Below are 13,239 nucleotides of genomic sequence, written 5' to 3'. Positions count from 1 at the left end.
GCCCATCCCGCATTCCCGATTTTTTATTTCAACCAAGACCAGCACCATGACCCAACAACTCCAAACCATCATCGACACCGCCTGGGAACAGCGCGCCGACATCAGCCCGAACAATGCCAGCGCCGAAGTACGCGAAGCCGTTGCCCACGTCCTCGCCGGCCTCGATGACGGCAGCCTGCGCGTGGCGCAGAAAGATACCGGCAGCTGGGTCGTGAACCAGTGGATCAAGAAGGCCGTGCTGCTGTCGTTCCGCCTCGAGAACAACGTGCCGGTGGCTTCCGGAGACATCCAGTTCTACGACAAGGTACCGACCAAGTTCGCCGACTACACGCCGGAAGATTTCGCCCGCGGCGGTTTCCGCGTGGTGCCGCCGGCCGTCGCCCGCCGCGGCAGCTTCATCGGCAAGAACGTCGTGCTGATGCCGTCCTACGTCAATATCGGCGCCTACGTCGATGAAGGCACCATGGTCGACACCTGGGCCACCGTGGGTTCGTGCGCGCAGATCGGCAAGAACGTCCACCTGTCGGGCGGCGTCGGCATCGGCGGCGTGCTGGAACCGATGCAGGCCAACCCGACCATCATCGAAGACAACTGCTTCATCGGCGCGCGTTCGGAGATCGTCGAAGGCGTGATCGTCGAAGAGAACTCGGTGATCTCGATGGGCGTGTACATCGGCCAGTCGACCAAGATCTACAACCGCGAGACCGGCGAAGTGAGCTACGGCCGCGTGCCGTCGGGTTCCGTGGTGGTGTCGGGCAGCCTGCCGTCCGCCGACGGCAAGTACAGCCTGTACTGCGCGGTGATCGTCAAGCGCGTGGATGCGCAGACGCGCGCGAAGACCGGGATCAACGAGCTGCTGCGCGGCGAGTAATTTGCGCGAGTGCGCATGAGCCGGTTGGACGCGTGGACGGGGACGCCGAGTCGGCTCCGCCGTCCACGCGTTCATCCGCCTCCAAAACACCCTGAACTACGGAGACGACGCAATGGCCATGGACCGCCTGTTCCAACTGATGAAAGAGAAGAACGCCTCCGACATGTTCTTCGCCGTGAATTCCCCGGTCCACATCAAGATCAACGGCGCCCTCATCCCCATCAACCAGCACCGTCTCGAACCCGAGAACATCCTGTCGCTGCTGTCCGAAGTCGCCACGCCGGAACAGCTGCTAGAGCTCGAGCGCGACAATGAACTGAATATGGGCGTCTCCGTCCCCAACCTGGGCCGCTTCCGCCTGTCGGCCTTCCGCCAGCGCGGCTCGATCTCGGCCGTGTTCCGCTTCGTGCCGGCAGATATCCCGCCGCTTGGCGGACTGGGCCTGCCGCCCGTGCTCTCAGAGCTGATCATGGAAAAGCGCGGCCTGCTGCTGGTCGTCGGCGCCACCGGCTCCGGCAAGTCGACCACCATCGCCGCCATGCTCGACCACCGCAACGAAGCGCGCACCGGCCACATCCTGACGCTCGAAGACCCGATCGAATACCTGTTCAAGAACAAGAAGTCGATCGTCAACCAGCGCGAGATCGGCAGCGACGCCAGCAGCTTCGGCATCGCGCTGAAGAATTCGATGCGCCAGGCGCCCGACTGCATCCTGATCGGCGAGATCCGCGACCGCGAGACGATGGCCGCGGCCCTGGCCTACGCCCAGTCCGGCCACCTGGTGCTGGCCACCCTGCACGCCAACAACAGCTACAACGCGCTGAACCGCATCATCAGCTTCTACCCGATGGAAAACCGCGGCGCCCTGCTGCAAGACCTGGCGTCGAGCGTCAAGGCGATCGTCTCGCAGCGGCTGGTGAAATCCGCCGCTGGCGGCGCGCGCCAGGCGGCGGTCGAGGTGATGCTGAACACCCGCTACATCGCCGACCTGATCGAAAAAGGCGAGATCGGCCAGATCAAGGAAGCGATGGACAAGAGCCTGTCGCCCGGCTCGCAGTCGTTCGAGGGCGCGCTGTTCAAGCTGGTCAAGGACGGGCTGGTAAGCCAGGAAGAGGCGCTGGCCAATGCCGATTCGGCCACCAATCTGCTGTGGCTGCTCAACAATGGGCCGGATAGCCAGGCCCAGCAGCAGGAACAGGAAAAGCCCGCCGCGCCGCAGGGCGCCTCGTTTACCGAGTTCACGCTCAATTCCTGAGCTAGAGATTTCCGGCTGCTTCGCGCATATGCGTGAAATTAATGGCGTCGTGCTTTCCCGTGACGGCAAGATACAAGTCGAGATCGTCAGTGAGCAACAGATTATCGCCGAGTGTGGCGGCAATCACGGCATCGGTAAGCCCAAGATCGTGAAACGCTGCAAACTTGATGTCGGCTAGATCTACGGCCCTCAATACGATGCGGCCATCGTTGGAACAAAACAAGGGAAACAGGTGCTCGCTCAGCGCCGTCCACATCCAACCTCGCACATTCTGACGGGCCAAGTTGGATGTCTCCGCCAATACATGCGGCGTAGCGATGACGTGATCAAATCTCTGCACGTACCTCAACAGCAATTCTGCCGCAGCCCGATCGTATTTCGCGAGCCGCTTCGAGCCTTCGATCTTCTCAGGCATGAACACTGCGAAAATGAAAAGCAACATGACGTTCGTGTCGAGAAAGATCCCACTACTGGAATGTTTCGATGCCAATCCGCCAAGTTGCCGATCGAGTGAGGCGCTCATGGTATCGGTCGTATTTCCATCCGGGTGAATGCACCACTTTCAGCATTGATATACAGTTTCTTGTAGTCCCGATTCTCGACCTGCGTTGGTTGAAGCAGGCTGCCGATTGCCCCCGTTTTTACCGTGACCGATTTCGGCCGATAAAACCCGAGCGTCACTGCCCAGCATTCGGTATCCCCATCCATCACGAGTTCGATTTCCTCGAGGGCCAGGGCGCTCAGGGACTCGTCGGCGTAGAGTTCATTGATGATGGTCTTCGCTGTGGATACGGCGTCTTTCATCGATATGGTCGGCATGTTGGTTCCCCGGCGGATGCATGAATGTAGATAGAATAATCGAACATCATAACGTGGTCCGGACCTCGGTGAGCAGCTCATTGCCAACTGCACACCGTCGAACTCGGCGGCATGTTACCCTGCCAACCTTTCGCCTCCGGCTGCTGGATGCAGCGACTATCGGGCCGAAGCCAAACAATTTTCAAGCACGCATTCATGAAGACTTTAACTCTCTACGGAATCCCCAACTGCGACACCGTCAAGAAAGCCCGCACCTGGCTGGCCGACAACGGCCACGATTTCACTTTCCATGACTTCAAGAAACAAGGCCTGGACCGCGAACTGGTCCAGGGTTGGCTGAAGGACGTCGACTGGGAAACCCTGGTCAACCGCAAAGGCATGACCTGGCGCAACCTGTCCGACGAGCGCAAGGCGCAGGTCAAGGACGCCGACAGCGCCATCGACCTGATGCTGGAAAACCCGTCCGTCATCAAGCGCCCGGTGCTGCAGGGCGTCGGTCCGGTATCCGTCGGATTCAGCAGCGACGCTTACGCAAGCAAGTTCGAGAGCGCAAAGTGAAACCCTCACGGACCCTGCTGCTGGCCGAAGAGCTGATCGCGCTCGACTCGATCACGCCACACGACAAGGGCTGCCAGCAGCGTCTGATCGAATTGCTGGCGCCGCTGGGCTTTCGCTGCGAGGTCATCGAGTCGAACGGCGTGACCAATCTGTGGGCCCGTAAAGGCAGCGAAGCGCCCGTGTTCGTGTTCGCCGGCCATACCGACGTGGTCCCGGCCGGCCCGCTGCACCACTGGGAATCGAACCCCTTCGTGCCGACCCAGCGCGACGGCAGGCTGTATGGACGCGGCGCCTCGGACATGAAGACCTCGATCGCAGCGATGGCGATCGCCTGCGAGGAATTCATCGCCGACCATCCGGACCATCGAGGCTCGATCGCCTTCCTCATCACCAGCGACGAAGAAGGCCCCGCGGTCGACGGCACCGCGGTCGTGGTCGACCTGCTGGAAGATCGCGGCGAGACGCTGGACTACTGCCTGGTCGGCGAGCCGACCTCGAACCATGTGCTGGGCGATACGATCAAGAACGGCCGCCGCGGTTCGCTGTCGGGCCACCTCGCCATCAAGGGCATCCAGGGCCATATCGCCTATCCGCAGCTGGCGCGCAACCCGATCCACCAGGCGGCGCCGGCGCTGGCCGAGCTGACGGCGGAGGTCTGGGACGAGGGCAATGAATACTATGCGCCCACCAGCTGGCAGATCTCGAACATGGCGGCCGGCACCGGCGCCACCAATGTGATCCCGGGCAGCCTGAACATCGACTTCAACTTCCGCTTCTCGACCGCCAGCACGGCCGAGGGCCTGCAGTCGCGCGTGCACGCCATCCTCGACCGCCACGGCCTGGACTATGACCTCGACTGGACGCTGTCGGGCCAGCCCTTCCTGACCGAGAAGGGACCGCTGTCCGACACCATTTGCGGCGCGATCAGGGAAGAGCTGGGCGTGCAGGCCGAACTGTCGACCAGCGGCGGGACCTCGGATGGCCGCTTCATCGCCCGCATCTGCCCCCAGGTGATAGAATTCGGGCCACCGAACGCCAGCATCCACAAGATCGATGAACACATCGAGCTGCGCTACATCGATCCCCTGAAGAACATCTACCGCCGCACGCTCGAACGCCTGCTGGCTGCCTGACCAACAAGAGAACAAGGCCATGACCAACACCACCTTCAGTACGCCGCGCGACCTGCTGCGCTACGCCATCACCCGCTTCAACGGCGCCAAGCTGTTCTTCGGCCATGGCAGCGCCGAGGCCTTCGACGAAGCCGCCTACCTGATCCTGCACACCCTCAAATTGCCGCTGGACCGCCTCGAGCCCTTCCTCGACGCCAGGCTGCTGCCGGACGAAGTGCTGCAGGTGATGTCGGTGATCGAGCGCCGCGTCACCGAGCGCGTGCCGGCCGCCTACATCACCAAGGAGGCGTGGCTGGGCGAGTACCGCTTCTACGTCGACGAACGCGTGCTGGTGCCGCGCTCCTTCATCGCCGAACTGATCCCGCAGCAGTTCAGCCCATGGCTGACCGACCCGGACGGCGTCGAAAACGTGCTCGAACTGTGCACCGGCAGCGGCTGCCTGGCGATCATGATGGCCGACACCTTCGAGAACGCCGTGGTCGACGCGGTCGACATCTCGAAGGACGCGCTGGCCGTGGCCGAGCACAATATTCGCGAATACAAGATGGAAGGCCGGGTGAACCCGATCGAGTCGGACCTGTACGAGAACGTGCCGTTCAAGAAGTACGACCTCATCATTACCAATCCGCCGTACGTGAACGCGGAATCGATGCGCACCCTGCCGCCGGAATACCTGAACGAGCCGCAGATCGCGCTGGCCGGCGGCGAGGACGGCATGGACCTGGTGCGCAAGATCATCGCCGGCGCCGCCGAGCGCCTGACGCCGGACGGCATCCTGGTGGTCGAGATCGGCAACGAGCGCGAATACGCCGAAGCGGCCTTCGGCCACCTGGGCCTGACCTGGCTGACCACCAGCATCGGCGACGATGCGGTGTTCCTGCTGACGGCAGAGCAGTTGCAGACCGCGCAGTAAAATACGCGATTGGCCGGCGCCGATTGATTGCGCCGGCCTTCGAACGTCGTCCCCGCGAAGGCGGGGACCCAAGTTTTCCTGATCAGCCAATACGTCAAACGTTGCGGCGACACATGCACACTTGGGTCCCCGCCTTCGCGGGGACGACGTGCATGAGCAAACAACGAAGTAATGTTAGTTAGATTCCCATGATCCGTATCCAGAACGTCAGCCTGATGCGCGGCACCAAGCCGCTGCTCGTCGACGCCGACCTTACCCTCAACCCCGGCGACAAGATCGGCCTGATCGGCGCCAATGGCGCCGGCAAATCGAGCCTGTTCGGCCTGCTGCGCAACGAGCTGCATCCGGACCAGGGGCAGATCGACTTCCCCGCCAGGTGGCGCATGGCCTATGTGGCGCAAGAGACGCCGCCGCTCGAGCGCGCGGCGCTCGACTACGCGATCGACGGCGACGTCGGGTTGCGCAAACTGCAGGCCGAGCTGGAAGAACTGGAAGCGCACCCCGACGCCGACGCCCACGGCATGCGCCTGGGCGAACTGCACGCGGCACTGGCCGATGCGGATGCCTACACGGTGCAGTCGCGCGGTGAACAGCTGCTGCTGGGCCTGGGCTTCTCGCTGGCGCAGATGAACCAGCCGGTGGCCAGCTTCTCGGGCGGCTGGCGCATGCGCCTGAACCTGGCGCAGGCGCTGATGTGCCCTTCCGACCTGCTGCTGCTCGACGAACCGACCAACCACCTGGACCTGGACGCCATCATCTGGCTCGAGGACTGGCTCAAGCGCTATCCCGGCACCCTGATCATCATTTCCCACGACCGCGACTTCCTGGACGAGATCGTGAACGTGGTGGTGCACATCGACGAGCGCAAGCTGAAGCGCTACAGCGGCAACTATTCCGCCTTCGAGCGCCAGCGCGCGGCCCAGATGGTGCTGCAGGCCTCGGCCATCGAGAAGCAGAATCGCCAGCGCGCCCACCTCGAATCCTTCATCAACCGCTTCAAGGCGCAGGCCACCAAGGCGCGCCAGGCGCAGAGCCGGATCAAGGCGCTGTCAAAAATGGAAGAACTGGCGCCGCTGCGCGCCGCCGCCGAATTCTCGTTCGAGTTCCGCGAACCGCTGGCAGCCCCGAATCCGCTGCTGGTGCTGGAAGGCGTCGATGCCGGCTACCCGCTGCTGGACGCCCATGGCGACAAGGTCGGCGCCAAGACCATTGTCAACCACATCGATTTTTCACTGCAGATCGGCCAGCGCATCGGCCTCCTGGGCGTGAACGGCGCCGGCAAGTCGACGCTGATCAAGACCGTCGCCGGCGAGCTGGCGCCGCTCACCGGCCACGCCACGCTCGGCAAGGGCCTGTCGATCGGCTACTTCGCCCAGCACCAGGTCGAGATGCTGCGCCACGACGAATCGCCCTTGTGGCACCTGGCGAAGATCGCGCCGACGGTGCGCGAACAGGAGCTGCGCAACTTCCTCGGCAGCTTCAACTTCCCGGGCGATATGGTGACCAGCCCGATCAAGCCGTTCTCGGGCGGCGAGAAGGCGCGCCTGGCGCTGGCCCTGATCGTGTGGCAGCGGCCAAATTTACTGCTGCTCGATGAACCGACCAACCACCTGGACCTCGAGACGCGCGAGGCGCTGACGATGGCGCTGGCCCAGTTCGAAGGCACGCTGGTCGTCGTCTCGCACGACCGCCACCTGCTGCGCGCCACCACCGACCAGTTCATCATCGTGGCCGACGGCCGCCTGCAGCCGTTTGACGGCGACCTGGACGACTACAAGGACTGGCTGTTCAAGACCAAGCTGGGCAAGGGCACCGAGGCCCTGCCCGGCGCGGCGCCGGCGCCGGCCGCGAAGGCGGTCGCCGCCGCGCCTGTCCCGACGGCCTCGCCGGCCGAGCGCAAGGAACAGAAGCGCCTGGAAGCCGAGGAGCGCCAGCGCCTGGCCGCCCAGCGCAAGCCGCTGGAAAACCGGGTCAAGCGCCTGGACGAGCAGATGGCCAAGCTGAGTGCAAAGAAGGCGGCGATCGACGCCGAACTGCTCGATCCGGCGATCTACGAGGCGGCGAACAAGGAGCGCCTCAAGACGCTGGTGGCCGACCAGGCTTTCGCGGCGCGCGACCTGGAAGCGCTGGAGATGGAATGGCTGGAGATCCAGGAGCAGCTGGAGGCGTTGACGGCGTAACTATTCGTCACGCGGCCCGCAACGGCCGCCTTGGCGACAACGACATCAGCCGGTCGATGTCGATCAGCACGACACGCCGGCCCTCGACCCGCGCCATGCCGATCAGGTAGCCCGCGCCCGGCGCGTCCGGCAAGGGCTGCACCGTCTCCGGCCGCACGTGCACGATGCCGGTCACGCCCTCAACCACCATCCCGACGATCCCGCTCGACAGGCGCAGGATGATGACGTCGGTATCGGGCGCCGACCGCCCCTGCCCCACTCTCTGCGCGCCGCCGCCCCGCATGTCGACCACCGGCATGATCACCCCATGCGACAGCGCCACGCCGCCGATGATCTCGCCGTCGGCCGCGAAGCGCTCGAGGGATCCCAGCAGCTTGAGCTCCTGCACCCGCGCGCAATCGAGCCCGTATTCCTGCCCGTCGAGCATGAAGCTGAGGAACTCCCTGGGAGCGGCATGCCGTGGCGCCGGAAAGCGCGGAACGCTGGAGGTGACCATGGTGGATCCTTTATGAGTACGACCCCCATCGTATGCCCGGCCCCCACGGGCGATGTTGACTGCAGTCAATTTCGGCCTTGCGCCCACGACGTGGGCGGACCAAACTCAGGCCGGCGCCTGCGGCGCGTCGGCGGCGCTTTCCGAATCCCAGGCCCACGTCCCTTCGCGGCCCGCGAACAGCACCTCGGCGCCCTTGGTGTCGCGCAGGCGCAGCTTGATGTCGCGCGGCGCCAGGTCCCAGGCACAGCCCAGGTCCGGCTCGTAGGGCAATGCCAGCACCTGCACTTCGCCCGCCAGCTGGCCGAGCGCGACCCGCGCCGCGCCGACCCGCTCGAAGCGCTGGGCCTCGAGGCGCGCCAGCAGCGCGGTCCCGGCCTGGCGTTCGCCGTCGAGCGCCTTGGCCTCTTGCGACAGCCGCCCCAGTTCCTTGAGCGCCGGCGCCACGGTCGCCGCCAGGCGCCGGAACTGCGGTTCCTGTTCCGGCGTCAGCACCAGCTCGCCCTTGCGCAGGCGCGGCGCCAGCAGCAGGTATTTCCGCATGTCCGGCTGGCCGGCAAGGGCTTCCATTGCCGTGCGGTGGCGCGCCGCCAGCTCGGCGAACTGGTCGATCCGCTCGCGCACCTGGGCCAGCGCCGCGTCGATCCGCGCGCAATCGGGCCGCAGCAGCCAGACCAGCATCTCGCCCAGCTTCCACGGCGCCGCGCTGCCGATCGCCACGCGCCGCCCGGCGATGACGCAGCCTTCGGCATGCGCTACCTCGACTTCGTCGCCCATGATCTCGCAATTGATCGCGGTCTCGACCTTGATGCGGGCGCCCGCGATCACGCAGTTCTCGGCGCGCCCCAGCACGATCTCGCCTTTCGGCGCCTGGATCGCCGCCGTCGAGGCCACGCCCAGCACCCGCACGCCGCCTTCCAGGTTGCGCGCGCTGCCTCCCACCAGGTTGCGGTGCAGGACGATGGCGCCAACGCGCGAGACCACGTGGCCGTACACGTCGCCGTGCACCGTAATGCCCTCGCCCTCGATGATGCGCTGCTCCTGCACTTCGCCGAATTCCTCGTAGTCGCCGCTCAGCTGCAGGTTGCCGGTGGTCCTGGCGCTGACGCCGTCGCGGCTGACGATCTTGTCGGTGATGGCGATGCGGCTGCTCCTGGGGTCGACACTCAAGAAGCCATCCTGGCGCGCGACCAGGAATTCGCCTTCCGGGACCAGCTCGACCGCGGTGCCGTCGGCCGCATAGGCGGCCAGGTCGAGGTCCTTGGCGACTTCGGGCGCGATCGGAATGCCGTTCAGGTCGAAGCCGGGGCTGCCGTTGGTACGCGGCACCTTGCGCAGCAGGCGGGTGCCGGCGGCGACTTGCGGAAAGCGGTTCTGGAAGCTCATCAGGTCGAGCTTGCCGTTGGCAAGCTGGCGCGGCGCGTCGCTGCGGTGCAGGTCGCTGGTCACTTCCTCGACCCGGGCGTCGTCGCCATTGCGCGGATCCAGGCGCCGCGCCACCACGTAGCGGCCAGCCGCGCCGGCCTCGATGGTGCGGCGGATGGCGTCGACCTGGGCGCCGAAACGGATGCCCTTGATCCACATGTCGGCGACAAATTCATCGACGTCAAGGCGGGTCCGGCGCTCGTTACCTTCGTCGTCGCGCTCGAACACGGGCTCGAAATAGTATTCGGCCTGGCCGTCGGCGATCTTGACCGAGCGGTACAGCGACTGGCGCTGCGGCGCGAAGGCCACGATATCGTCGGCGATGCGCACCGACACCCGGCCGGCCGCGTCGCGCGGCAGGTCGGCGCCGTGGCCGTACAGGGCCTTGATCAGGACGGGGTAATCGAGGCCGGCGAAATAATGGTTCGAGCGCAGGATGCCGTCGACCGCCGCCGCCAGCGTGGTGCCCAGCACTTCGGGGTCTGCATAGATGCCGTCGTCCCGCCTGGCGATGCAATGTTCCGGCCCGCTGGAGCTGAAACGGACGGCGGTGGCCGCGACAGGCGCTGCGTCGGGGAGTACGGCAAGGTCGGACACGTTCACGCTCCAGTTGGCGAAAGAGTTGGCGACGAAGACCCTGCCAACAGTAAGGTGGAGGTAAACATAGCATGTTGCGCAATCTAAATAAACATATTGCAACTAGATTTCTAAAAAGAAAATTTGTGGCGTGGCTGACACCATTGCCGGGCGGTGGATTTTCGTGAGAATCCGGCAAAACCACACAATCCGCGCCCCGTATGCCCCTTGTGAAATGTCAAATTCCAGAAACGACAACGGCGCCATCGGCGCCGTTGTTTTACATTGCATGCCGCGCTGTCAGCGGCGGCGGGAGTTCGGATACAGGTCCGCCCCTTCCTTGATCTGGCGGCGCAGGTCGCGCCGCTCGTCCGCCGACATGCGGCCGCGGCGACGGTCGTCGCGCGCCGCATCGGACTGGGCTTCCATCGCGCGGCGGTCCTGGTCGCGCATCTCGTAGGCGCGGGCATCCTGCTGGGCCTGCATCTGGTAACGTTCGCGCATCTGCGCCGCTTCTTCGCGGCGCGGATCGCGCTCCTGGTTCTGCGCCAGTGCACCGGCGCCGGCGCCAGCCAGCGCGCAAGCCAGGATACCAAGGCGCGCGAGCCGGGCGAGCCGGCTGCCGCTGGCGCCGAGTGCTGCTGGGTTGTCGATGTGCGCGTGGTTCATGGTGTTCCTCTTCCGCGATGCCGGATAAACGGATAAGCTGTGTTGATCACTTGTCGCCAGTGTAGGTGCATACCGAAAGGGGAGTAAGACTTATTGGGTAAAGTTTGTAACACATTGTAATGGCTGGGCTGAGACGTGCCTACGTCAAACCCATAAGAAGTTACCATAGCGACATTCATCTGACAATTCTGGACAGTTCTATGACTTCATCGACTTCGAACAATAATGCGGGAACGGGCGCACCATCGGGCCACTCCGCCAAGATCATGGTCGTGGATGACGACGTGCGCCTGCGCGACCTGCTGCGCCGCTACCTGACCGAACAGGGCTTCCAGGTGGTGACCGCCGAAAGCGCGCCGGCGATGAACAAGCTGTGGCTGCGCGAGCGCTACGACCTGCTGGTGCTCGACCTGATGCTGCCCGGCGAAGACGGCCTGTCGATCTGCCGCCGCCTGCGCGGCGCTGGCGACCAGACCCCGATCATCATGCTCACCGCGAAAGGCGAGGACGTCGACCGCATCGTCGGCCTCGAGATGGGCGCCGACGACTACCTGCCAAAACCGTTCAACCCGCGCGAGCTGGTGGCCCGCATCGGGGCCGTCCTGCGCCGCAAGGGCCCGGACGAGATCCCCGGCGCGCCGTCCGAAACCCCGCAGACCTTCGAGTTCGGCGACTTCGTGCTCGACCTGGGCACGCGCACGCTCAAGAAGAACGGCGAGACGGTGCCGCTGACGACCGGCGAATTCTCGGTGCTGAAGGTATTCGCGCGCCATGCGCGCCAGCCGCTGTCGCGCGAGAAGCTGATGGAACTGGCCCGCGGCCGCGAATACGAGGTGTTCGACCGCTCGCTCGACGTGCAAATCTCGCGCCTGCGCAAGCTGATCGAACCCGATCCATCGAGCCCGCTATACATCCAGACCGTGTGGGGCCTGGGCTACGTGTTCATCCCTGAAGGCCAGCCGCGCTAGTGTTCGCCCCATTCGTTCAAGCGCGGCGCGCGCTGCGCTTCGCCTGGTTCAAGAGCGGCCTGTTCTGGCGCACCTTCTTCCTGATGTCGGTGCTGACCGCGGTGTCGATGGGCGCCTGGATCGGCATGATCAGCGTGGTCCAGCGCGGCCCGCAGGTGCAGCAGACCGCCGAACTGGTGGTGTCGGTGGTGACCATCACCAAGGCCGCGCTGACCCACTCGGCGCCCGACCTGCGGCGCGAGCTGCTGCTCGAACTGGCGTCCAGCGAAGGCATCCGCATCTTCACGCTCGAAGACACCGACGTCGTCGAGCCGCCGCCGAACAATCCCCTGATGCCCGAGATCGCGGCCATGGTGCGCGAGCGCCTGGGCGCCAGCACGCGCTTCTCGAGCGGCCTGAATGGCGTGCCGGGCTTCTACATCAGCTTCAATATCGAGGACGACCAGTACTGGCTGATGCTGGAACGCGAGCGCCTGGCCGGCCTGACGCGCGTGCAGTGGCTGGGCTGGGCCACGGTGGTGGGCCTGCTGTCGGTGGTCGGCGCGGCGCTGATCTCGAGCCTGGTCAACCGCCCGCTGGCGCGCCTGACGGCTGCCGCGCGCGCGATCGCCAAGGGCGAGCGTCCCGCGCGCCTGCCCGAGAAGGGATCGCAAGAGATCATCGAGGCAAATCGCAGCTTCAACCAGATGGTGGAAGACCTGGCGCAGGTGGAGAAGGACCGCGCCGTGATCCTGGCCGGCATCTCGCACGACCTGCGCACGCCGCTGGCGCGCATGGGGCTGGAGGTCGAGATGGCCAATCTGTCGCAGGAGGCGCGCGAAGGCATGCAGTCGGACATCGCGCAGATGGACGCCATCATCGGCCAGTTCCTCGACTATGCCAAGCCGACCGAGGCCGCCACCTTCGTGGCGGTGAACCTGTCCGAGATGCTGTCCGACGTCGGCCGCGAGGCGGCCCGCATTCCCGACCTGCATGTCAAGACCGACCTGATGCCGGGAGTGCACGTGATGGGCAACGCGACCGACCTGCGGCGCGTGATCAACAACATCATCGAGAACGCGCGCCGCTACGGCAAGACGCCGGATACCGCGTGCACCGACATCGACATCGTGCTGCGCGTGAAGGCCACGGGCCACGGCCGGCGCGCCGTGATCGAGATCGGCGACCATGGCGTCGGCGTGCCGCCGGACCAGATCGCGCAGCTGATGAAACCCTTCACGCGCCTGGACAGCGCGCGCGGGCAGGCCAATGGCGCCGGGCTGGGCCTTGCGATCGTGGAGCGGGTGCTGACCCGGCACAATGCGGGGCTGGAAGTGCGTAACCGCGAGGGCGGCGGGTTCTTGCTGCAGGTGGCGTTGCCGCTGGCGGCTTGAGTAGAC

The 13,239-nt window shown here is 65.1% G+C and carries 13 protein-coding genes; 8 read left to right on the top strand and 5 right to left on the bottom strand.

Features of this window, described 5'->3' with window-relative positions; genetic code table 11:
* Positions 1-46: 46 nt before the first annotated feature.
* Both dapD and Q9246_RS10195 read left to right on the top strand, forming a co-directional pair.
* A complete protein-coding gene (gene dapD, locus Q9246_RS10200) occupies positions 47-871 on the top strand; it encodes a 2,3,4,5-tetrahydropyridine-2,6-dicarboxylate N-succinyltransferase (RefSeq protein ID WP_306397440.1) in 825 nt (274 codons plus the stop codon).
* Positions 872-983: 112 nt separating this feature from the next.
* Entirely contained in the window at positions 984-2,126 is a 1,143-nt protein-coding gene (locus Q9246_RS10195) for a PilT/PilU family type 4a pilus ATPase (protein WP_306397439.1), read from the top strand.
* Between the two features lies 1 nt (position 2,127).
* Here the strand turns inward: Q9246_RS10195 and Q9246_RS10190 are convergent, their stop codons facing one another.
* The gene (locus Q9246_RS10190; RefSeq protein ID WP_306397438.1) at positions 2,128-2,649 is read right to left on the bottom strand and encodes a PIN domain-containing protein; all 522 of its coding nucleotides are present in this window, start codon (positions 2,647-2,649) and stop codon (positions 2,128-2,130) included.
* Positions 2,646-2,945 (bottom strand): hypothetical protein, encoded by a 300-nt coding sequence (locus Q9246_RS10185; RefSeq protein WP_306397437.1) that lies wholly within the window; start codon positions 2,943-2,945, stop codon positions 2,646-2,648. Before Q9246_RS10185 ends, Q9246_RS10190 begins: the two co-directional genes overlap by 4 nt.
* 195 nt (positions 2,946-3,140) lie before the next feature.
* Between Q9246_RS10185 and Q9246_RS10180 the strand changes: the two genes are divergently transcribed.
* From Q9246_RS10180 to Q9246_RS10165, 4 genes are all read left to right on the top strand, one after another.
* Entirely contained in the window at positions 3,141-3,503 is a 363-nt protein-coding gene (locus Q9246_RS10180) for an ArsC family reductase (protein ID WP_306397436.1), read from the top strand.
* The gene (gene dapE / locus Q9246_RS10175; RefSeq protein ID WP_306397435.1) at positions 3,500-4,636 is read left to right on the top strand and encodes a succinyl-diaminopimelate desuccinylase; all 1,137 of its coding nucleotides are present in this window, start codon (positions 3,500-3,502) and stop codon (positions 4,634-4,636) included. Before Q9246_RS10180 ends, dapE begins: the two co-directional genes overlap by 4 nt.
* Before the next feature lie 19 nt (positions 4,637-4,655).
* A complete protein-coding gene (gene prmB, locus Q9246_RS10170) occupies positions 4,656-5,549 on the top strand; it encodes a 50S ribosomal protein L3 N(5)-glutamine methyltransferase (RefSeq protein WP_306397434.1) in 894 nt (297 codons plus the stop codon).
* 188 nt (positions 5,550-5,737) lie between these two features.
* On the top strand, positions 5,738-7,729 hold the full coding sequence (locus tag Q9246_RS10165; RefSeq protein ID WP_306397433.1) for an ATP-binding cassette domain-containing protein: 1,992 nt from the start codon (positions 5,738-5,740) through the stop codon (positions 7,727-7,729).
* A 7-nt stretch (positions 7,730-7,736) separates the two neighbouring features.
* Here Q9246_RS10165 and Q9246_RS10160 read toward each other — a convergent pair whose 3' ends face one another.
* The 3 genes from Q9246_RS10160 to Q9246_RS10150 form a co-directional block, all read right to left on the bottom strand.
* Positions 7,737-8,225, bottom strand: a complete 489-nt coding sequence (locus Q9246_RS10160; RefSeq protein ID WP_306397432.1) for a chemotaxis protein CheW — start codon at positions 8,223-8,225, stop codon at positions 7,737-7,739.
* A 105-nt stretch (positions 8,226-8,330) separates the two neighbouring features.
* The gene (locus tag Q9246_RS10155; RefSeq protein ID WP_306397431.1) at positions 8,331-10,244 is read right to left on the bottom strand and encodes a flagellar assembly protein A; all 1,914 of its coding nucleotides are present in this window, start codon (positions 10,242-10,244) and stop codon (positions 8,331-8,333) included.
* Between the two features lie 279 nt (positions 10,245-10,523).
* Entirely contained in the window at positions 10,524-10,892 is a 369-nt protein-coding gene (locus Q9246_RS10150) for a hypothetical protein (RefSeq protein WP_306397430.1), read from the bottom strand.
* Positions 10,893-11,092: 200 nt separating this feature from the next.
* Here Q9246_RS10150 and ompR point away from each other — a divergent pair, with 200 nt between their 5' ends.
* Complete coding sequence (ompR, locus tag Q9246_RS10145) at positions 11,093-11,860, top strand: osmolarity response regulator transcription factor OmpR (protein ID WP_306397429.1); 768 nt, start codon at positions 11,093-11,095, stop codon at positions 11,858-11,860.
* Entirely contained in the window at positions 11,860-13,233 is a 1,374-nt protein-coding gene (locus Q9246_RS10140) for an ATP-binding protein (RefSeq protein ID WP_306397428.1), read from the top strand. Before ompR ends, Q9246_RS10140 begins: the two co-directional genes overlap by 1 nt.
* Positions 13,234-13,239: the final 6 nt, after the last annotated feature.

Source organism: Telluria beijingensis, from assembly GCF_030770395.1.
Taxonomy (GTDB): domain Bacteria; phylum Pseudomonadota; class Gammaproteobacteria; order Burkholderiales; family Burkholderiaceae_D; genus Telluria; species Telluria beijingensis.
This window is presented reverse-complemented; position numbering and strand designations above follow the sequence as displayed.